This is a genomic window from Lutimaribacter pacificus (assembly GCF_900142185.1).
GTDB classification, from domain to species: Bacteria; Pseudomonadota; Alphaproteobacteria; order Rhodobacterales; family Rhodobacteraceae; genus Lutimaribacter; species Lutimaribacter pacificus.
Genome location: NZ_FQZZ01000001.1, coordinates 1,160,788 through 1,180,900 on the forward strand (window position 1 = coordinate 1,160,788; position 20,113 = coordinate 1,180,900).

Annotated in this window: 21 protein-coding genes; 10 read left to right on the forward strand and 11 right to left on the reverse strand. The window is 67.3% G+C overall.

Annotated elements, in window-relative coordinates; all coding sequences use genetic code 11:
* Positions 1 to 7: 7 nt before the first annotated feature.
* On the forward strand, positions 8 to 631 hold the full coding sequence (locus F3H87_RS05695) for a helix-turn-helix domain-containing protein (RefSeq protein WP_149786020.1): 624 nt from the start codon (positions 8 to 10) through the stop codon (positions 629 to 631).
* Positions 632 to 641: 10 nt separating this feature from the next.
* Here F3H87_RS05695 and F3H87_RS05700 read toward each other — a convergent pair whose 3' ends face one another.
* A complete protein-coding gene (locus tag F3H87_RS05700; RefSeq protein ID WP_223227967.1) occupies positions 642 to 764 on the reverse strand; it encodes an entericidin EcnA/B family protein in 123 nt (40 codons plus the stop codon).
* A 30-nt stretch (positions 765 to 794) separates the two neighbouring features.
* The gene (locus F3H87_RS05705; RefSeq protein WP_149786019.1) at positions 795 to 2,609 is read right to left on the reverse strand and encodes an extracellular solute-binding protein; all 1,815 of its coding nucleotides are present in this window, start codon (positions 2,607 to 2,609) and stop codon (positions 795 to 797) included.
* Positions 2,610 to 2,881: 272 nt separating this feature from the next.
* Here F3H87_RS05705 and F3H87_RS05710 point away from each other — a divergent pair, with 272 nt between their 5' ends.
* Complete coding sequence (locus F3H87_RS05710; protein ID WP_149786018.1) at positions 2,882 to 3,655, forward strand: 3-hydroxybutyrate dehydrogenase; 774 nt, start codon at positions 2,882 to 2,884, stop codon at positions 3,653 to 3,655.
* Between the two features lie 231 nt (positions 3,656 to 3,886).
* Here F3H87_RS05710 and F3H87_RS05715 read toward each other — a convergent pair whose 3' ends face one another.
* Positions 3,887 to 5,530: an NAD(P)-binding domain-containing protein gene (locus F3H87_RS05715; RefSeq protein ID WP_149786017.1), complete on the reverse strand. Its 1,644-nt coding sequence runs from the start codon at positions 5,528 to 5,530 to the stop codon at positions 3,887 to 3,889.
* A gap of 127 nt (positions 5,531 to 5,657) precedes the next feature.
* Between F3H87_RS05715 and F3H87_RS05720 the strand changes: the two genes are divergently transcribed.
* The gene (locus tag F3H87_RS05720; protein ID WP_149786016.1) at positions 5,658 to 6,698 is read left to right on the forward strand and encodes a patatin-like phospholipase family protein; all 1,041 of its coding nucleotides are present in this window, start codon (positions 5,658 to 5,660) and stop codon (positions 6,696 to 6,698) included.
* Positions 6,699 to 6,836: 138 nt separating this feature from the next.
* Here the strand turns inward: F3H87_RS05720 and F3H87_RS05725 are convergent, their stop codons facing one another.
* The 3 genes from F3H87_RS05725 to F3H87_RS05735 all read right to left on the reverse strand — a co-directional run bounded on the left by F3H87_RS05725 (position 6,837) and on the right by F3H87_RS05735 (position 9,478).
* Positions 6,837 to 7,583 (reverse strand): DUF502 domain-containing protein, encoded by a 747-nt coding sequence (locus tag F3H87_RS05725; protein WP_149786015.1) that lies wholly within the window; start codon positions 7,581 to 7,583, stop codon positions 6,837 to 6,839.
* A gap of 81 nt (positions 7,584 to 7,664) precedes the next feature.
* Complete coding sequence (locus F3H87_RS05730; RefSeq protein ID WP_149786014.1) at positions 7,665 to 8,585, reverse strand: pseudouridine-5'-phosphate glycosidase; 921 nt, start codon at positions 8,583 to 8,585, stop codon at positions 7,665 to 7,667.
* Positions 8,582 to 9,478 carry a PfkB family carbohydrate kinase gene (locus tag F3H87_RS05735; RefSeq protein ID WP_149786013.1) on the reverse strand — a complete coding sequence of 299 codons (897 nt, stop codon included), beginning with the start codon at positions 9,476 to 9,478 and terminating at the stop codon, positions 8,582 to 8,584. Before F3H87_RS05735 ends, F3H87_RS05730 begins: the two co-directional genes overlap by 4 nt.
* 230 nt (positions 9,479 to 9,708) lie before the next feature.
* On the opposite strand from F3H87_RS05735, the gene F3H87_RS05740 reads away from it, so the two are divergent.
* From F3H87_RS05740 to tsf, 3 genes are all read left to right on the forward strand, one after another.
* The gene (locus F3H87_RS05740) at positions 9,709 to 10,962 is read left to right on the forward strand and encodes a SulP family inorganic anion transporter (protein ID WP_149786012.1); all 1,254 of its coding nucleotides are present in this window, start codon (positions 9,709 to 9,711) and stop codon (positions 10,960 to 10,962) included.
* A 169-nt stretch (positions 10,963 to 11,131) separates the two neighbouring features.
* The gene (gene rpsB, locus F3H87_RS05745) at positions 11,132 to 11,890 is read left to right on the forward strand and encodes a 30S ribosomal protein S2 (RefSeq protein ID WP_149786011.1); all 759 of its coding nucleotides are present in this window, start codon (positions 11,132 to 11,134) and stop codon (positions 11,888 to 11,890) included.
* 102 nt (positions 11,891 to 11,992) lie between these two features.
* Positions 11,993 to 12,868 carry a translation elongation factor Ts gene (tsf, locus tag F3H87_RS05750; RefSeq protein ID WP_149786010.1) on the forward strand — a complete coding sequence of 292 codons (876 nt, stop codon included), beginning with the start codon at positions 11,993 to 11,995 and terminating at the stop codon, positions 12,866 to 12,868.
* Between the two features lie 489 nt (positions 12,869 to 13,357).
* Here tsf and F3H87_RS05755 read toward each other — a convergent pair whose 3' ends face one another.
* From F3H87_RS05755 to F3H87_RS05765, 3 genes are all read right to left on the reverse strand, one after another.
* Entirely contained in the window at positions 13,358 to 14,113 is a 756-nt protein-coding gene (locus F3H87_RS05755) for a LuxR family transcriptional regulator (protein ID WP_149786009.1), read from the reverse strand.
* Between the two features lie 157 nt (positions 14,114 to 14,270).
* Positions 14,271 to 15,572 (reverse strand): MmgE/PrpD family protein, encoded by a 1,302-nt coding sequence (locus F3H87_RS05760; RefSeq protein ID WP_149786008.1) that lies wholly within the window; start codon positions 15,570 to 15,572, stop codon positions 14,271 to 14,273.
* A complete protein-coding gene (locus F3H87_RS05765) occupies positions 15,569 to 16,027 on the reverse strand; it encodes a type II toxin-antitoxin system RatA family toxin (protein ID WP_149786007.1) in 459 nt (152 codons plus the stop codon). Before F3H87_RS05765 ends, F3H87_RS05760 begins: the two co-directional genes overlap by 4 nt.
* 69 nt (positions 16,028 to 16,096) lie before the next feature.
* Between F3H87_RS05765 and hpt the strand changes: the two genes are divergently transcribed.
* Positions 16,097 to 16,642: a hypoxanthine phosphoribosyltransferase gene (gene hpt, locus F3H87_RS05770; RefSeq protein WP_149786006.1), complete on the forward strand. Its 546-nt coding sequence runs from the start codon at positions 16,097 to 16,099 to the stop codon at positions 16,640 to 16,642.
* On the opposite strand, the gene F3H87_RS05775 is transcribed toward hpt, so the two are convergent.
* On the reverse strand, positions 16,639 to 17,541 hold the full coding sequence (locus F3H87_RS05775; protein WP_149786005.1) for a tetratricopeptide repeat protein: 903 nt from the start codon (positions 17,539 to 17,541) through the stop codon (positions 16,639 to 16,641). The genes hpt and F3H87_RS05775 overlap by 4 nt on opposite strands.
* A gap of 68 nt (positions 17,542 to 17,609) precedes the next feature.
* Here F3H87_RS05775 and F3H87_RS21770 point away from each other — a divergent pair, with 68 nt between their 5' ends.
* Positions 17,610 to 17,786: a hypothetical protein gene (locus tag F3H87_RS21770; protein ID WP_188129117.1), complete on the forward strand. Its 177-nt coding sequence runs from the start codon at positions 17,610 to 17,612 to the stop codon at positions 17,784 to 17,786.
* Here F3H87_RS21770 and F3H87_RS05780 read toward each other — a convergent pair.
* Positions 17,783 to 18,640 carry a LysR family transcriptional regulator gene (locus F3H87_RS05780; protein WP_188129116.1) on the reverse strand — a complete coding sequence of 286 codons (858 nt, stop codon included), beginning with the start codon at positions 18,638 to 18,640 and terminating at the stop codon, positions 17,783 to 17,785. The genes F3H87_RS21770 and F3H87_RS05780 overlap by 4 nt on opposite strands.
* 93 nt (positions 18,641 to 18,733) lie before the next feature.
* On the opposite strand from F3H87_RS05780, the gene F3H87_RS05785 reads away from it, so the two are divergent.
* On the forward strand, positions 18,734 to 19,210 hold the full coding sequence (locus F3H87_RS05785; RefSeq protein ID WP_149786003.1) for a c-type cytochrome: 477 nt from the start codon (positions 18,734 to 18,736) through the stop codon (positions 19,208 to 19,210).
* Between the two features lie 15 nt (positions 19,211 to 19,225).
* Positions 19,226 to 20,113 carry a cytochrome c gene (locus F3H87_RS05790; RefSeq protein ID WP_149786002.1) on the forward strand — a complete coding sequence of 296 codons (888 nt, stop codon included), beginning with the start codon at positions 19,226 to 19,228 and terminating at the stop codon, positions 20,111 to 20,113.

Sequence of the window (20,113 nt, forward strand, 5' to 3'; positions counted from 1 at the left end):
CAACGCCATGACGGAAAGAGATCCCAAGGCCCTGATCCGCATCGCGCGATCGACCGGCGAGGACGAGGCGGCCGAGCCGCTCGACCTCGGAAGCCGCGTGCGCGAGCTGCGCAAGGCGCGTGACTGGACGCTGGAACAGGCGGCGGCGCGGGCGGGGCTGGCGCGCTCGACCCTGTCGAAGATCGAGAACGGGCAGATGTCGCCCACCTACGAGGCGCTCAAGAAACTGGCGACGGGGCTGGCGATCTCGGTGCCGCAGCTCTTCACCCCGCCGCAGCGCGACCAGATCAACGGGCGCATGTCGGTCACCCGGTCCGACGAGGGTGCGGCCCATGCCACCGCCACCTACGAGCACGAGTTGCTGGCCGAAGGCCTGACCAAGAAAAAGATGCTGCCCTATCGCGCGCGGGTGCGCGCGCGCTCGATGGACGAGTTCGATGGCTGGGTGCGCCACGACGGCGAGGAATTCCTGTACGTGCTGACGGGTGTGATCCGGCTTTATACCGAGTTCTACGAGCCGGTCGAAATGCGCCGGGGCGACAGCGCCTATTACGACGCCGCGATGGGACATAACGTCATCTCGGTCAGCCAGGAGGATGCGACGATCCTCTGGGTCACGTCACTGGCCTGAAGCGCGGGGCTCAGAACCAGCTCTGGACCGTGCGCGCCGCGCCCGAGATATCCTGACCGATGCCGTCGATCGTGCCGCAGCCGCCCAGAAGGGCGATCAGCGCCACAAGACCCATCTGCCTTGCGATTGTCATCTCTGCTCTGCCTTCGTTCGTTATTCTTTGTTAATCTTCGGACCACCAGACATCGGGCATCCAGCCGATCCTGTCGCCATATATCGGCGTATTTTCGGGAAATTTCAAGTTTTTGGCATGGGCCACGCGGTCGGTCAGGGTGGTCCAGATCGGGATGACGAAGCGCCCCGCCATCAGCACCCGGTCCAGCGCGCGGGCGGCGGCGGTGAAATCCTCGGGGGTTTCGGCGTTCAGCAGCGCGTCGATCATCGCGTCCACCGCCGCGCTTTGCACGCCCATCAGGTTGCGGGTGCCGTTGCGGTCGGCGCCTTCCGAGCCCCAGTAAAGCCGCTGCTCGGTGCCGGGGCTGAGCGACAGGTCGCGCCGGAAGGTCATGATGTCGAAATCGGCCGCGGCCTCGCGCTCGGTGAACTGGGCGTTGTCGATGCTGCGGACGGTCAGCGCGATGCCCAGCCGCTCCAGCGCGCGGGTATAGATCTGCAGAACCGATTCCATCCGCTTGTCGCCCTGGCGCAGCACCGCCTCGATCTGGAACGGCTGGCCCTCGGCGTTGCGCAGCACGCCCTGCTCTACGCTCCATCCGGCCTGCGCCAGCAGATCGACCGCCCGGCGCAGGTCGCCCCGGTTGCGCGGCGCGCTGTCGCCTTCGGGCAGGGCATAGCCCTCGATCGCGCCGGGTGGCAGCGTATCGGCGAAGGGGGCCAGCAGCGCGCGCACCCGGCCGCTGGCCGGGCCGGGGCGCATGGCCAGGTCGGAATTGGCGAAATAGGAGGTGATGCGCGGCTGCCGCCCGCCGGTCACGGTGCCGTTGATATAGGGAAAGTTGAACGCCAGGATCAGCGCCTCGCGCACGCGCCAGTCGGCCAGGTGCGGGCGGCGGGTGTTCATCACGAAGCCGGTCATGCCGGTGGGGCGGTCGTGGCGGATTTCCGACAGCACGATCCGGCCCGATTGCACGGCGGGAAAATCGTATTGCGTGGCCCATTTGTCGGCGTTGGTTTCGCGGTAGAAATTGAGGACACCGGCCTTGAACGCCTCGAACATGACGTTCTCGTCGCCGAAGAACTCGATGCGGATCTCATCGAGATTGGCGATGCCGCGCCGGATCGGCAGGTCGTTGCCCCAGTAATCGGGGTCGCGCGTCAGCGTGACGTGGCGGCCCGCCTCGTACCCGGTGACGACATAGGGCGCGGTGCCGATGGGAATGTCGCGGATCGTGCCGGCGGTGAAATCGCGCCCCTCCCATTGCGCCTTTTTCAGGATCGGGCGCAGCCCGGCGATCAGCGCCAGTTCGCGGTTGTCGCCCTCGAATGTCAGGCGCAGGCTGCGCGGGCCGGTCTGTTCGATGCTTTCGACCTGCGTCCAGAACGGAAGGTAGCGGGGGTGGCCCACCGTGCCCAATGTCTCGTAGGACCAGATCACGTCCTCGACCGTGACCGGGCTGCCATCCGAGAATCGCGCCTGCGGGCGCAGCGTGAATTCGACCCAGGACCGGTCCGGCGCGACCTCGACCGATTCGGCCAGAAGGCCGTAAAGCGCAAAGGGTTCGTCCCAGTTTCGCGTCATCAGCGATTCATAGGCATAAAACCGCAACTGCCACGGGACCGTGCCCTTGCGCAGGAACGGGTTGAGCGAATCGAAGCCCCCGGTATTGCCCTCGACCAGCCTCCCGCCACGGGGCGCGTCGGGGTTGGCATAGGGCAGGGACACAAAATCCGGTGGTAGCTGCGGCTCGCCATACATAGCGATGCCATGGCGCGGTTCGGCGATTCCCGCCACGGCCTGAAAAACAAAGGCCGCAACGGCGGTGACGACCAGGGATTTACGGAAAAATATAGACCGCATTTCTGCAACAATCCTGCTCTGCCTTTGTTTTCTTGAGGCGGAACGTAGCGGTGGATTCATTGCTTTTCAAACTTTTAGCTTGGAGTCGCGTGTTGGATTGCTTATAAAGAGGGCACTGCTCGATAGGTTTCTTGCCTGTATGAAACCTGCCTCAATAACTGAACGCCGGCCTTGTGCCGGCGTTTTTTTTTGTGTGCCCGCTGGCGGGGTCTTGGTTCCTTTTGCAGATGCAGAATGTCAGGATGGCGGGGAAACCAGACAAGGAGCCATCCATGAGCTTTGCAGGAAAGACCGCCATCGTCACCGGATCGAATTCCGGGATCGGGCTGGGCGTTGCCCGGGAACTGGCCCGCGCGGGCGCGAACGTGGTGCTGAATTCCTTTACCGACCGGGACGAGGATCACAAGCTGGCCGCCGGCCTGGCGGCCGAATTCGGCGTGACCGCGCGCTATATCGCGGCCGACATGTCCGACCCCGACGCCTGCCGCGCGCTGATCGCGCAGGCCGGGGCCTGCGATATCCTCGTGAACAACGCAGGCATCCAGCATGTCAGCCCGATCGAGGATTTCCCGGTGGCGAAATGGGATGCGATCATCGCGATCAACATGTCCTCGGCCTTTCACTGCACCGCCGCCGCGCTGCCGGTGATGCGCAAGGCGGGCTGGGGCAGGGTGGTCAATATCGCCTCGGCGCACGGACTGACGGCCTCGCCCTACAAATCGGCCTATGTGGCGGCCAAGCACGGGGTTGTGGGGCTGACCAAGGTCACCGCGCTGGAAACCGCGCAGGAGGATATCACCTGCAACGCGATCTGCCCCGGCTACGTGAAAACCCCGCTGGTCGAGGCGCAGATTCCCGACACGGCCGCGAAATACGGCATGACCGAGGAAGAGGCGGTGCAGAAGGTGATTCTGGAGCGCCAGCCGTCCAAGCAATTCGCCACCGTCGAACAGATCGGCGGCACCGCGGTATTCCTGTGCTCGCCCGCCGCCGACCAGATCACCGGCACGACGATCAGCGTGGACGGCGGCTGGACCGCGCTGTGATCCGGGAGGGCGCGGTGTCACCGCCGCGCCCTTACACGACAGTCGAGTGATGCACCTTGCCCGGAACAGCCGCGCAGCGGCCCGGGCATCGCACGGCCGCCCCCCGGCCGGGCGATTGGCTGCCGCAAGCACTCCGCTTTGAGGGAGGATGTGGCGGCACGATAAACTGCCAAATCCCGACCGTCGGATCGCCCGACCGCGGCCGTGCGATGCCCTCTGTTGCGAATGCGGTTACTGCGCCGGCACCGCCACGGGCGTTGCGGCGAACAGGCCCGCCCGGTCGAAGAAATCCGCGATCTGGCGCTCTGCCACCTCGTTGCCCGACAGGGTGCGGCCCGCATCGACATAGGTCATGCGCTGCACCGTACCCGCGCCCGCGTCCTTGGCCCCCGGCGCGCGCCAGTCGCTGTCGAGGTGGTCGGACAGATGCGCCTGCGCCAGCACCTCGCCGTCGCGCACCAGCCGCAGCACCGGGTGGATGAACGGGTCGGCGGCGTCCCCGTCGGTGGTGTGGGCACGCTTCACATGCATCGGGTCGGGGCCGAAATTGCCGAATTCCAGAGTCACGCGCAGCACCGTGCGGCCCCGGAACTCCGGCGCCTCATCGGCCCAGTGCATCGGCACGTCGGTGTAATGCGCCCCGGCCTCCGGCCCGTCCAGCACGATGACATCCCCCAGGAACGAGGGTTGCAGGAACATGCCCGAGGCGGTGCTGATACGGTCGATCAGCAGCCCGCCCAGCGCCGGCCGGTCCAGCGGCGCGGTGCCGTGCGGATAGGGCTGGCCGGTCACGCGGCCCGCCACGAACTCGGCCAGACATTTCACGTTGTGGCGGAACCCGTGCACGAAACCCGACATGGTCTTCTTGAAATCGCGGCATTGCATGATGGTGCCGGCAAAGAACAGGCCCGGCGCGGCCTCGCTTTCCCATTCGGCGGTCATCGCCGGAAACTTGCCCATGTGGCGCATCTCGGGGCGGATCGCCGGGTCGAGGATCGAGTCGTCGAAACGGAAGCCGGTGCAGGCGATGACGTGATCGTAATGCAGCACGATCTCATGCCCTTCGGCGGCGCTCATGGCGACATGGAGCGTCAGCCCGTCGCCCTCTTTTTCAATCCGGGTCACGGCGCCGTCCACCACGGCGTTTTGCGATTTCAGCTGGTAGGTATCGAGGAAATTGTTGTTCACCGCCCGCAGGTTGCCGACGAAATGCGTGTTCCACGCGAATTTCACCGGGTTGGGGCTGACGACATGGATCGCCTGCGCCTCTTCGATCAGCGACTCGGCGGTCTCGAAGGCCGAATTGCCCTTGCCCAGGATCGCCACGCGCTTATCGCGGAACCGCTCGGGCGTCGGGTCGAAATCGTGATATTGCTCGGCCAGGCCGATCCCTTCGATATCCGCGTGCCAGGGGCGCGAGACGCCGGTGGCCACGATCACCGTGCGGGCGTGATGCGTCGCGCCATCGCCGGTTTCCACCGTGAACAGCTCACCCTCTTTCCCGATCCGCGTGACCTCGACCCCGCAGCTGATCCGGTCGGCGAACCTTTCGGCAAAGGCATCGAGATAGCCCACGTAATCGTCGGCATCGGGGAAATAGCGGCGGCTGACATCGGTGAACATCTGCCCCTCGTCGTTCAGCAGGCTGTTCCAGTCGAAGCGCAGCTTCGTATCGGGGTTGCTGAGGCCGGTATGCACCTTGTTGATGGAAATCAGCATCCGGTGGCGCGGGAACCGGCGAAAGAACTGCCCGACCGCGCCCCGTTCGAGGATACGGAAACTGATGCCCTTCCTGTCCAGGAAATAGGCCGCCTGCAGCCCGGCGGGCCCGGCGCCGATGATAAGGCAGTCGGTGACGTGATTTGCTGTTTCCATGAATGTTCCCCAATGTCAGTTTGAACGCGGCGCGCAGATGGCCCGAGGATAAACAGCCAAGGCGCGCGTCGAAAAGGAAAAATTCGCCCGAAAGGCGTGTTTGCCGGCGACAGGGGAAAAATTGGTTATGAGCGATACGATCCGCATCAATCTGGCGCTGCAGGGCGGGGGGGCGCATGGCGCCTTTACCTGGGGTGTGCTCGACAGGCTTCTGGATGACGAGGATATCGAGGTTGCCGGCATCTCGGGCAGTTCCGCCGGGGCGATGAACGGCGCGGCGTTCAAGGCCGGCTGGCTGGAGGGCGGACGCGACGGGGCGCGGGCCAATCTCGAATGGCTGTGGCAGCAGCTGGGGGCGCAGCAGGACACGCCGATGATGCAATGGATGATGGCCTTTGCGCCCTCGGCGGCGCTGCTGGGCCGGGCCTTCGAATATTCGATCGGCAGCGCGATGGCCGATGCCGCCTCGCGGTTTTCCTCGCCCTACGCGCTGGGGCCGTTTTACGACAACCCGCTGCGCAAGGTGGCCGAGCGGTTCCATTACGACACCGTCTGTGCCGCCGAGGGGCCGCGCCTGTTCATCGGCGCGACCAATGTGCAGACCGGCAAGATCCGCATCTTTTCCGGGGACGAGATCACGCCCGACGCGATCCTGGCCTCGGCCTGCCTGCCCACGATGTTCAAGGCGGTCGAGATCGAGAACCCGAAAACCGGCGAGACCGAGGCGTTCTGGGACGGCGGCTATACCGGCAATCCGGCCCTGTTTCCGCTGTTCGCCGCCGATCTGCCGGACGATATCCTGATCGTCTGCATCAACCCGCAGGAACGTGCGGGCGTGCCGGTTTCGCCGCAGCAGATCCATAACCGGATCAACGAGATCAGCTTCAACAGCTCGCTCCTGCGCGAGTTGCGGGCCATTGCCTTTGTGAAAAGGCTCATCGCCGAGGGCAACCTGGGGCGCGGCCGCATGAAGGATGTGCTGGTGCACATGATCGCCGATGACGCGCTGATGACCGAATTGACGGCAAGCACCAAGCTGGCGCCGGGGCCGGTGTTGCTGAGCCGGCTCAAATCCGCGGGCAGGACGGCGGCGGATGCCTTCCTGGCGGCGCATAAATCCGATCTGGGCGCGCGCGGCACGGTCGACCTGCAGGCGATGTATGGCTGAAGGCGGGGGCGATGGTCAGGGCATTTGCCCTTTTGGGGCATCTGCACGCTGGATTGGTTCGCCCGACCGCGGCCGTGCGGTGCCCTTCTGTTGCGAACCGCCCGTTCTTCGGCTCCTTTTCGTCATCGGATCAGCGGTTTACCCCTGTTTTGCCGGCTTCGTCGGGTCCTTGGGGTTGGGATAGACCAGCCCGGCCGAGATCACCAGCTTGGCGGCATCCTCGACCGTCATGTCCAGTTCGATCACGTCCTCCTGCGGAAAGAACAACAGGAAGCCGGATGTGGGGTTCGGCGTGGTCGGCACGAAGACCGACAAAAGCCCGCCCGAGGTTTCGGCCCGGCCCGCGATCTCGCCCCTGGCCGTGGTCGAGATGAATCCGATGGCCCATATCCCCTTGCGCGGATACTGGATCAGGCAGGCCTTTTCGAAACTGCTTTCGGATTGCGCGAACACGGTCTCGGCCAGTTGCTTGACCCCGTTATAGACCGATCTGACGACCGGCATCCGGTCGACCAGCCCTTCGGCCCAGCGGATCAGCGACCGCCCGATGAACCCCTTGGCCAGCCAGCCCACCACGATGGTGAACAGCAGAAAGATCACCACGCCGACGCCGCGGATATGCAGCTGCGTGTCGTCGCCCAGCCACCGGGCATAAAGCTCGTCGCCGATCAGCGCGCGCAGCACCACGTCGGGCTGATAGGCCTGCGGGATGAAGGGCAGCACGAAACTGTCGACCCAGCCGATCACCGTCCAGATCAGCCAGATCGTCAGCCCCACCGGCGCGATCACCACCAGCCCCGTCAGGAAGGACGAGCGCAGCCGCGCGAAAATGCCCGGCCTGCGCGGCGGGTCCGGGTGATCGTTGAATTCGAACGGGGTGTTCATGACTGGCCCTGTGCCTCGCAAAACGCTTTGCGACATTTAGGCTTTAACGGGTCCGGCCACAATACGCAGCGGCAGGCGGGGTCAGGCGCGATCCCGTGCCGCGCCCAGTTCGCGGGCGATTTCCGCGCCCAGCCGCGCGTTGTTCAGCACCAGCGCGATATTGGCGGTCAGCGACCGCCCTTCGGTCAGCTCGAAGATACGTTGCAACAGGAAGGGCGTGACCGCCTTGCCGGCGATGCCCTGCGCTGCGGCCTCGGCCTGCGCCTGCGCGATGATCGGGGCCAGCGTGGCGGCCGGGATCTCGTCCTGCTGCGGGATCGGGTTGGCGACAAGCTGGCCGCCGGTCAGCCCCAGCCCCGCCCGCATCCGGTGCGCCGCGGCGATATCGGCGGCGCTGTCGGCGCGCAGCGGCGCGGCCAGCCCCGCGTCGCGCGACCAGAAGGCCGGGAAGGCGTCCTGCCCGTAGGCCAGGACCGGCACGCCCAGCGTTTCCAGCACCTCAAGCGTCTTGGGCAGGTCGAGGATCGCCTTGGCCCCGGCGGCGACCACCGTGACCGGGGTGCGGGCCAGCTCGTGCAGGTCGGCGGAGATGTCGAACGTGTCTTCCGCGCCCTTGTGCACCCCGCCGATCCCGCCGGTGGCGAAGACGGCGATTCCGGCCAGATGCGCGCCGATCATCGTGGCCGCCACGGTGGTGGCGCCGGTGCGGCCCTGCGCCATGCAGGCGGCGATATCGGCGCGGCTGAGTTTCGCCACGTCTTCGGCCTGTGCCAGCGCGGTCAGTTGCCCATCGGTCAGCCCGGCGTAAAGCACCCCGTCGAGCACCGCGACGGTGGCGGGCACGGCGCTGGCGGACCGCACGGTTTCCTCGACCAGCCGCGCGGTTTCCAGGTTCTGCGGCCAGGGCATCCCGTGGGTGATGATCGTGCTTTCCAGCGCGACGACGGGGCGGCCATCGGCCAGCGCCCCGGCGACCTCGGGCGAAAGGGTAGGGCGGATCATAGGCTCGTGTCTCCCGATACGTATTGCGCGGCGGTGTCCAGCGCGCGGGCCAGCGCCTGCGCGCGGTCGGCACCGTCGCGTTCGGCGGCGATATGGGCCGCCATGAAGGTATCGCCCGCGCCGGTGACGCGGGTCACCAGCACCTCGGGCGGTTGCCGGCCGATCGTGGGCTGGCCCGCCGCCGCCTCGGCCGCGGGGTTGCCGCCATCGGTGACCAGCACCCGTTTCGCGCCGCGTGCCACCAGCGCCTCGGCCGCCGTGGCGCTGTCGGTAAAGCCGCGCTGCGCCAGCAGGCTTGCCTCTTCGAGGTTGACGTAAAGCACCGCGCGGGGATGGGTCAGGAACGGCAGCAGCCGCTCGGCCTTGCCGGGCGAGGCGGGCGCCACCCGCAGATCGGCCCGCGCCAGCGCCGGGTCGGTGGCGATACGCTCCAGCAGCATCTGCGTCAGGTTCCCGTCCAGCGCCACGGTGCCGGCAAAGGGCGCCTCCGCCGTACCCAGCCGCCCGTCGCTGAGCGGGCGCAGGATCTTGTCGCCCGCCGCCTCAAGCGAATGGGCGTCGGCGATGGCGGCGATCAGCCCGTTGGCGCCCTCGACCGCCATGTACCGGTCGGTCGGCAGGTCGTCCGATCGGTAGAGATAGGCGGTTTCGAGGGTCAGCGCCGCGCAGGCGGCGACCAGTTCGTCGCCCTCGGCATCGCGGCCGACCGAGGACAGCAGCGCCGGGCGCAGGCCTGCGCGCGCCATCGCCATGGCGATGTTCAGCGCCACGCCCCCCGGCAGCCGCGTGATCCGGCCCGGCACGTCCGAGCCCGCGCGCATCGCGCTGGCGGAACGGCCGATCACGTCCCACAGGACGGAGCCGATGCAGAGGATATCGGGGCGGTCTGTCATGATCCCTTGATGCACGGGGCAGGCGCGGGCGGCAAGGGGGATCGGGCGGTGACCCTGGGGGCGGCCGTGCGATGCCCGGGCCGCTGCGCGGCTGTTCCGGGCAGGGTGCGGCGGGCGAACGCCGTGGCGATGGGCGACACAGCCGCTTTTTGCCGCACCCCCCGGATTTTCCGGGAATTCCGCAGCGCGGAAGACTTGTCTGCCGACGCGCGCGGGTCTAACGATCGCATATGAAACCGCAAATCCTTTCGACTCTGCCCGGTTACGGGGGCAGGGCGCTGTTGTCGGACCTCGCTGCCGGGGTCACCGTTGCCATGGTGGCGATTCCGCTGTCCATCGCGATTGCCATCGCGTCGGGCGGAACGCCCGCGCAGGGGCTGGTGACGGCCGTCGTCGCGGGCTTCCTGATCTCGGCGCTCGGTGGCAGCCGGGTGCAGGTCGGCGGGCCGACCGGCGCCTTCATCGTGGTGGTTCACGGCGTCATCGCAACCCACGGCTATGACGGGCTGGTGCTGGCGACCCTGCTGGCGGGCGTCATCCTGCTGATCGCCGCTGTGCTGCGCGCCGGACGGCTGATCGCCTATGTGCCCGAACCGGTGGTCAACGGTTTCACCATCGGGATCGCGGTGATCATCGCAAGCAGCCAGATCAAGGATGCCCTGGGCATCGAGCTGGCCGAGGTGCCGGCCGAATTCCTGCCGAAACTGGCCGCCCTGTGGGGCGCGCGCGCAACGATCCTGCCGCAGGCGGTGGCCGTCGCGGCCGGCACCGGGCTGATGATCGTGGTGCTGCGGCGGCTGGCCCCGGCCTTTCCCGGGCTGATCGTCGCGGTGGCCGCGGGCTCCGCCGCGGCGCTGCTGTTCGGCTGGCCGGTCGAGACCATCGCCGACCGTTTCGGCGCCTTGCCTGCGGGGCTGCCCGCGCCGTCCTTGCCCCGGCTGGACCTTGCCAAGGTGGTCGAAGTGCTGCCCTCGGCCTGCCTGATCGCGTTTCTCGCGGCGATCGAGTCGCTGCTGTCGGCGATGGTGGCCGACCGCATGATCGACGACAACCACCGGCCCAACGCCGAGCTGATGGCGCAGGGCGCGGCGAATATCGGTTCGGCGCTGTTCGGCGGGATGCCCGCGACCGGCGCCATCGCCCGGACCGCGACCAATGTCAGGGCAGGGGGGCGCACCCCGGTTGCCGGGATGACCCACGCGCTTGTGGTCCTTGCGGTGCTCAGCCTTGCCGCGCCGCTGGCGGGGATGCTGGCGCTGCCGGCACTGGCGGCGCTGCTGATGCTGACCGCCTGGAACATGTCGGAACCGCACCAGTGGCGCGGCTACCTGGCGCTGCCGCGCACCGACCTGTTCCTGCTGCTGATCACCATGGTGCTGACCGTGCTGGCCGACCTGGCGGTGGCGATCGCGGTCGGGGTGGTGCTGGGGCTGCTGCTGCGGGGCGCGCGGCGGGTCCGGTCGCGGCGCATCCGCGAACGCTGATCCCGCGGGCGATTTCGGGGTTGCGCGCGCGGCGCATGGCCTGTATACGCGCGCCACTCAATCCCGCAGGCGGGGTCGGGCCCTTGGGGGAGACATCCCCAAACGGTCCACCGGTTGGCGCATCCGCGCTATCACCCCCGCCAAGGCGCAAACCGGAAAGGAAAAACACATGGCTCTTCCCGAGTTCTCCATGCGTCAGCTGTTGGAAGCTGGCGTTCACTTCGGCCACCAGACGCAGCGTTGGAACCCCAAGATGGGCGAGTTCATCTATGGCGCGCGCAACGGCATCCACATCGTCGACCTGACGCAGACCGTCCCGATGCTGGACGCGGCGCTGAACGCGATCCGCGAAACCGTGGCCAAGGGCGGCCGCGTGCTGTTCGTCGGCACCAAGCGCCAGGCCGCGCAGCCGGTCGCCGATGCGGCCGAGAAATGCGCCCAGTATTACATGAACCACCGTTGGCTGGGCGGCACGCTGACCAACTGGCAGACCGTGTCGCAGTCGATCGGCCGCCTGAAGCAGATCGACGAGCAGATGGAAGCCGGCGCCGAGGGCCTGACCAAGAAAGAGCGCCTGAACATGGAGCGCGACCAGCAGAAGCTGCAGGCATCGCTGGGCGGTATCCGCGAAATGGGCGGCGTGCCGGACATGCTGTTCGTCATCGACGTCAAGAAAGAGGCCCTTGCCGTGGCCGAGGCCAACAAGCTGGGCATTCCCGTGGTGGCCGTGGTCGATACCAACTGCAGCCCGGCGGGCGTCGATTACATCATCCCCGGCAACGACGATGCGGCGCGCGCCATCTCGCTCTACTGCGACCTGGTTGCCCGCGCGGCGCTGGACGGGATGCAGGCACAGCTGGGCGCCGCCGGCGTCGACCTGGGCGAGCTTGAGGCCGCGCCGGTCGAAGAGGCCGTGGCCGAGGCCTGATTTTCGCAAGGGACGCGCCCCGGCGCGTCACGCAACCGACATGGAACGCGCGGCATAAGGCACGCGCGTTCCGAAACCTCAGACATATTGGGAGATCCAGAGATGGCGATCACGGCTGCACTGGTGAAAGAGCTGCGCGACAAGACGGGCGCAGGCATGATGGATGCCAAGAAGGCGCTGACCGAAACCGATGGCGACATGGAAGCCGCGGTTGACTGGCTGCGCACCAAGGGCCTGGCGAAGGCCGCCAAGAAATCGGGCCGCACCGCGGCCGAAGGGCTGGTCGCCGTCAAGGTCGAGGGCGGCACGGGCGTCGCCGTCGAGGTGAATGCCGAAACCGACTTCGTCGCCAAGAACGCCGAGTTCCAGGGCATGGTCGCCCGCATCGCGGACGCCGCCATGGGCGTGGGCGATGTCGAGGCGCTGAAGGCGGCCGATATCGGCGGCAAGACGGTTGCCGACACCATCACCGACAAGATCGCCACCATCGGCGAAAACATGTCGCTGCGCCGCATGGCCCGGATCGAAGGCGAAACCGTGGTGTCCTATATCCACAACGCCGCCGGTGACGGCATGGGCAAGATCGGCGTGCTGGTTGCGATGACCGGCGGTGACGAGGCGTTCGGCAAGCAGGTGGCGATGCATATCGCGGCGGTGAACCCGGCCTCGCTGTCGTCCGACGATCTCGATCCTTCCGTGGTCGAGAAAGAGCGCCAGGTGCAGATGGATATCGCCCGCGAATCCGGCAAGCCCGAGCAGGTCATCGAGAAGATGATCGAAGGCCGCATGAAGAAATTCCTGAGCGAGGTCACGCTGCTGGGCCAGAACTTCGTGGTGAATCCCGACCTGACGGTCGAGGCCGCCGCGAAAGAGGCCGGTGCGACGATCACCGGTTTCGTGCGCCTGGAAGTGGGCGAGGGGATCGAGGTGGAGAAAGAGGATTTCGCCGCCGAGGTTGCCAAGGCCGCGCAGGGCTGATTCGGCCCTACCCGCTGAAACGAGAAAACGGCGTCGCCCTTGCGGGCGGCGCCGTTTTCCATACCAAGACGGCCCGAAGGCCGCCACACTGGCACCATACAAGTAAACACCGGCGCTGTGACCGGAACCTTGGGACCAAACATTAACGAAAGACTTGCAACAATCAGCGGCGCCAGAACCTGTGGCCGCACCTTGAAAACCCCGACACGGTGCCATCCCCATCAGGGAATGGCACCGGCCGAAACACCGCCAGACCCCGAGACATTGGGGATGAGAGGGCCCGGCGTTACCGGACGACACACCGAACATAGGCGTGCCCCCCGGAGGTTCGGGCCGGAGAGCCTTGTAATCGCAAGGATCCGACCCGAGAGTTCCAATGGCATAAAAAGCCACCACTCACGGAACAGGGACAGAGTGCCGCCTTACGCCGCGTCAGTGAAGTAGGGGATTCCCTACCCATGCCGGGTTTCACAGTTTTTTCACGGGCAATCAGGGTTCCAGCACGAACATCTGGTTCTGGAACGCCGCTTTCAGAACGGCCTGCGCGGTGGTTTCCACGCTCAGCGCCTCACGCGCGAGGCGCAGGTGCTTTTCGATCGTGGCGGGCGTCAGCCCCAGCAACATGGCGATATCCTGCGTGGTCTTGCCGTCGCCGACCCATTCCAGGACCTCGCGCTGGCGCCGCGTCAGCCCGCGCGAGGCGCCGTGATAGGGCAGGGTCATGATCTTGAGATGCACGATGTTGTTCATCACCGTGATGTCGGTGCCGTGCTCGGCCCAGATGGCATCGACGTCGTCCTGCACCATGTCCGCGCGCGCGGTCAGCGCGATCGCCCCCTTGGAGCGCGGCGACAGCGAGCGGAAGCTGATCGAATACCCGGCATGGACCTTGTGCGACAGGTTGAAGATGACGACCTGCTTTTCCTCTTCGCTCAGCGTGTTGCTGGCGATTTTCTCGGCCATGATCCGCCAGCTGCAACTGCCTTCGTGGTCCAGCGCCCACCGGGTCATCGGCGCGTGCTTGTAAAGACCGCGACCGATGAAGCCGTCGGTATAGCTGTCGGGGTGGTTGGTGAGGATCACGAAATCGTCGGGATCGCCCAGCGAACTGCCCGAGCGATAGCGCGTGAACCCGTAAAGCAGCCGGTCGAATCCGTAACCGGCCATGCGCTGCGTGTGCATGTCCCACAGCTCTTCGATCGAGGCGGCTGTCGTCAGGGCATCGAGATACCGGCTGCTGATCATCCGTGTTCCGTAAGTCCGAGTGGTTCCTGGCGCAAAATGGCGCGAGGCAGAGGTTACAGCCTATACGGGCGCTTTGTCGAGAATACTGCGCCGGGGCTCAGGGTTGGATGGTATTGATTTAACATAATCCTCATTATGCGACTAATGGATCAACCCGTCACACACCGGCGATGATCGCGCCTATCGCATCCGGGTCCGCCCCGTTTTCGATTATCCGCCAGGCACTTGCCGCCAAATCGTCACCCAGAAGGCTTGCCGCCTTGGCGCGCAGGCGCCGGTCGCGCTCGGCCAGCGCAATCGGTGCGTCCAGATCGTGCGATGCCTCGCGGATCGTGCCGTTCAGCGCCACGCGCAGATGCGCCTCGGTTTCCGTCAGCCCGTCATCCGCGATCACGGTCACCTTGGCGCGCAGACCGCGCAGCGCGGGATCGGCGCAGACCTCGGCGCTGTAGCTGTCCAGCCGCGCGGTATCGTGGCCCAGGATCTGCATCGGCAGCACGGTGGCATAGCTGAACTTGGCGCCCAGCCCGGTCGTCGGTTCGGGCTGGTTGCACACGCTCATCCAGCGCGAATGGGTGTGCACTGTGATCGAGTCGATCGCCGCCGGGTCCAGCGGCAGCAGCGTGGATTGCGCCTCCAACGCGGCGTGCAGGCCGTGGCAGCAGGCGTGGAACTTGTGACTGATACCGTCGAAAACCCACTCTTTGCCAATGTCTTGCATGGCATTGCTGATGTCCTCCCCGGCATGGGTTGCGGCAAAGCCCTGTGCGCATTCCAGCGCATCGGGGTTCGCCACGAAGCCGCGGGCCACGAGTTGCGCTGCCTCAACCCCGTTCGATGCCGCCAGCCCGGCATTGAAGGGTTTGCCCATGGTGCCGAACTGGGATTTCAGCCCGCTGGCCCGCGTGGCGAGCAGGCCCAGAACCATGGCCGTATCCCCTGCCCCGAATCCCATCAGCCGCGCCGCCGCCAGCCCCGCGCCGAAGGCGCCGGCGGTGGCTGTCTGGTGGAACCCGGTCTGGTAATGGCTGCGCCCCAGCCATGTGCCGATACGGATCGACGCCTCGATTCCCAGCAGCGCGGCGTGGCGGAAGGCGTCGCCGCTGGCGCCCTGCGCCTGCGCCACCGCCAGCGCGGCGGGAAACACCGCGACCGACGGGTGGCCGATATGGGCAAAATGCGTGTCGTCGTAATCGAGCGCGTGGCTGGTCGTGCCGTTCGACAGCGCCGCCGCGCGTGCGGGCAGCCGCGTGCCGGTGCCGAACAGGCTGGCCTGCGGGGCGCCCGCCTCGTCCAGAACCATGTTGCGGGTGATGCGCGCCACCGGCTCTTCCGCGCCGGCGATGCCGACCGCCATCCAGTCGAGCAGCGACAGGCGCAGCATGTGCGCGGTGTCCGGCGGGATATCACCGGGATTGGTTTTCGTCACGAAATCAGCGATTTGAAGCGTTATGCTCATGTCATGCCCTTCCCATGCAGATCCCGTGCGCGGGCCTCGAACGCGCGCACGATGCGTTGCATCGCCTCGTGAAAGAACATGCCGGCCGCGCCTTGCAGGATTCGGTTCCGAAACTCGAAATCGACGAAGAACGATACATCAACTCCGCCCTCCACATCTTTGAATTCCCAATTGGATTTCATGTATTTGAAGGGGCCGTCCAGGTATTCGGTGTCGATCCGCTTCGACGCGGGCCAGAGCGTCACGCGGCTGCCGAACCGTTCGCGGAACACCTTGAACGAGATCACCAGGTCGGCCTCCATCACCTCGCTGCCATCGGGTTTTGGCGTCACGCTGCGCACCCGCGCGGCGGCGCACCAGGGCAGGAACTGGGGATAGGCCGCCACGTCGGCGACAAGGTCGTACATCTGCTGCGCGGTATAGGGCAGCCTGCGTGTCTCGGCGTGGGTGGGCATGTCGCCTCTTTTTGTCGTGACAGTGGGGCCTCATTTCGTATCCTGCGCGGGAAAAAGCAAGGGGGGCAGATGCCTACGCGTCCTTATGTCATCGACGAAATGATCTCGGCCAAGCAGATCGCGGCCCGGATCGAGGAACTGTCGCGCGAGATCGCGGAGGAGTTTGCCGACACCGACAAGCTGGTGGTGGTCGGGCTGCTGCGCGGGTCCTTCGTATTCATCGCCGACCTGGTGCGCGAGCTGGACCTGGCGGTCGAGGTCGATTTCCTTGAGGCGTCGAGCTATGGCAACACGATGGAATCCAGCCGCGAGGTCAAGATCCTCAAGGATCTGCGCGGCGCGATCGAGGGGCGCGACGTTCTGGTGGTCGAGGATATCGTCGATACCGGGCACACGCTGTTCCACGTCATCGGCCTGCTCAAGGCGCGCAAGCCGCGCAGGCTGCGCAGCATCGCCCTGCTCGACAAGCCGTCGCGCCGCGAGGCGCCGGTCAGGGCCGACTGGACCGGGTTCGAGATCCCGGACGAGTTCGTGGTGGGCTACGGCATCGACTTTGCCCAACGCAACCGCAACCTGCCCTTCATCGGCAAGGTCCGGTTCACCGACGAGGGTTAGAAGGTCGCCGCCAGCCGCGCGCCCTCGGCGCGTTGGTCGTCGGTCAGGTCGCCGGCCAGCGCAGCGCATTGCGTTTCGTACTGCGCCGCCAGGTCGGGCGGCGCGTTGCGGCTGCCCCACAGGCAATAGGCATGGGCCAGCGCCGGGTCGGTCCAGTAGCCGTCGGTCTGCTGCATGAACAGCGCAAGGTTCACCGCCGCGCTGGCATCGCCGAGGTTCACCGCCTCCTGGTAAAGCGCGAAGGCCGCCGCCGGATCGGCCGGCCCGCCCTGCCCCAGTTCGTACATCACGGCAAGCTGCGCCATCGCCGGCCCGTGGCCCAGCCGCGCGGTGCGGGCAAGCGTTGCGCGGGCGCGGGCCGCGTCCTGCGGCACGCCCCGGCCCGTCGCGTAGAGATCGGCCAGCACCATGCCCGCCTGCGGCGTGCCAAGCTCCAGTGCGGTGATCAGCAGCGCCGCCGCCGCAGCGGGGTTGGCGGGCCCGCCCACACCGTCCAGCATCATCTGCGCGCGCGTCAGGAATGCCCGCGGCTCGCCCTGCGCCATCGCCTGTTCCAGCCAGCCGAGCGCGGCTTGCGGGTCGGGCGGCATGTCGGGCCGCCCCTCGATCGCCATGATCGCCAGCGCCAGTTGCGCGGCGGCCGCGCCCTGCCCCGCCGCGCGGGTGAACCAGTCGCGGGCAAGCTGCGCGCTGGTGCCCTTGCCCCGGCCGGTGTCATAGGCGGTGCCCAGGATCACCTGCGCCTGCGGGTCGCCCGCCCGCGCGGCGGGTTCGATCACCGTCAGCGCGGCCTCGTGCCGGCCTTGCGCAAATGCCTCGGCGGCGCGGGCAACCGCGTCGTCCCGGGCCGTGGCGGGGGCTGCAAGGGACAGGAAAAGACAGCTCAGAAGCGTGCGCATTCTTGATCTCACCGATACTCGTGCCCGACACTACAACAATCGCCCGCCCCGGCAAGAAGGAGCCCCCGATGATCCGGCATATCCTGCGCATGACCATGTGGGCCCGCCGCCCGCCCAGCCGGGCGCGCGTGCGGCTGGTGCTGGGGGTTCTGTTGCTCTGTGCCGTGCTGGTCGCGGTCGAGCGGCTGTTCGGCTGGCCCGGGGCGCTGACGCTGGAACCGCTGGGCCGGGGCCCGCTGCGTTAACGCCCGGCCAGCGCCGCGCGATGCGCCCGCAGCTGCCGGACAAGGTGGCGCGAGACCAGCCTGATGCGCGGGCTGTCGGCCAGGTCGGCATGGCACGCCACCCAGAGCGGCACGTCCATCGCGGGAAACCGCCCGTAGCGCCGCCTCAGCCGGGGATCGGCATCGCCCAGCAGGCAGGGCAGGATGGCGTGGCCCATCCCCTCGGCCGCCATGTCGCGCAGGGTGACGAAACTGTTGGCCGCGGCAGCGGTTTCGCCCTGGCCCACATTGCCGGCCATCCAGTCCGCCGGGCCCGCGCGCGACAAAAGGCCCGAAAGCCCCAGCCACAGCTCGGGGGCGCCGGCGGCCGCGTAATGGCCGAACGTCATCCGGGCGGCGATGGTGCCGGACATCCCGTCGCTCAGATGCGGCGTGGGGCGCAGCGCGATATCGGCCTGCATCCGGGCGAAATCCTCGTGCGCGTTGGCGTTGCGGATCTCGATGCGCAGCCCCTCGGCCCGCGCCATGATGCGCGCGGCAATGGCGGGCAGGATCGTGGTGCACAGCGTATCGGTGGCCGAAATCCGCACGGTGCCCAGAACCGGCGTGCGCGCGCCCGCCATCAGCCGGGCCACGTTGTCCATCGCGCTGGCCGCGTCGCGCGCCGCATCTATCACCCGCGCCCGTTCCGGCAGCACCGCGTAACCCTGCGGCGTGCGGGTGAAGACGGGGCCGCCATGGGCGATCTCGAAGGCCTGGACATGGCGCAGCACGGTGGCGTGGTTGACGCCCAGCCGCCGTGCCGCCGCCGACAGCGACCCGGTTTCCGCCACCGCCAGCACATAGCGCAGATCGTCCCAGTCGGCATTGTGCAAGAATCGGCACCCCCTTTGCAGTATTGTCATATTCTTTTGAAAAATCTCACAGGTATACTAGTGTCAGATTACAACCTGACGGGGAGAACGACGATGAAGCAGAGTTTTACGATCCTTGCCGGCGCCGTGGTCGCGGTGGCCATGGCCGGAACGGTGATCGCGCAATCCGACGGCGACAAGGCGGCCGAGGCCGCGCAGGACGCGCGCGAGGCGCAGATGGATCTTTACGCCTTCAACCTGGGCCTTCTGGGCGACATGGCGAAGGGCGCGGTGCCCTATGACGCCGCCGCCGCGCAGGCCGCCGCCGAAAACCTGGCCGCGCTGAGCGCGCTGGACCAGTCGCGCCTGTGGCCCGAGGGGTCGGGCGAGATGAGCATCGAGACCCGCGCCAAGGTCGATATCTGGGACGACATGGACGATTTCACGGCCAAGGCCGACGACCTGATGAAGGCAGCGGCCGCGATGGCCGAGGTCGCGGGCACCGGGCTCGAGGCCGTGCAGGGCCAGATGGGGGCCCTTGGCGGCGCCTGCGGGGCCTGCCACAAGGCGTATCGGGCCCCCGAAAGCTGATCGCGGGCCGGGGCGATGCGGATACTGCGCTGGATCGTCGGGCTGGCCGTTCTTGCCGCGCTGGCGGGCTGGGGGCTGAGCGCCCCCCGCCCCCTGCCGGACGACGCGCTGGCCGGGCTTGACGGGGACGTCACCCGCGGCAAGGCGGTGTTCGACGCGGGCGGCTGCGCCTCGTGCCATTCGGCCGAAGGGGCCGAGGGCGCGGCGCGGCTGGTGCTGTCGGGCGGGCGGGCCTTCGCCTCGCCCTTCGGCACGTTCTACGCGCCCAACATCTCGTCCGATCCCGAACGGGGCATCGGCGGCTGGGGCGCGCAGGATCTGGCCAACGCCATGATGCGCGGGGTGTCGCCCGACGGGGCGCATTACTATCCGGCCTTCCCCTATACCTCGTATATCCGCGCCAACCTGCAGGACGTGGTGGACCTGCACGCCTATCTCGCCACCCTGCCCGCCGACGCCACGCCCAGCCTGGCGCATGACGTGGGCTTTCCGTTCAATATCCGCCGGTCGCTGGGGGTCTGGAAATGGCTCTACCTGCGGGACGACTGGATCGTTGCCGCCGAGCTGACCGGGGAAGAGGCGCGCGGCCGCTACCTGGCCGAGGCGCTGGGGCATTGCGGCGAATGCCACAGCCCGCGCGGCGCCCTGGGCGGGCTGGTCAAGGCGCGCTGGCTGGCGGGGGCGCCGAACCCCTCGGGGCGCGGCACGATCCCCAACATCACCCCCGGCGCGCTGGACTGGTCGGTGGCGGATATCGCCGCCTATCTCGAAACCGGGTTCACGCCGGACTATGACAGCGCCGGCGGCCACATGGCCGAGGTGGTGGCGAATTTCGCGCAGCTCACCGATGCCGACCGGCAGGCGGTGGCGGCCTATCTCAAGCGCGTGGCTCCGGTCGAATAG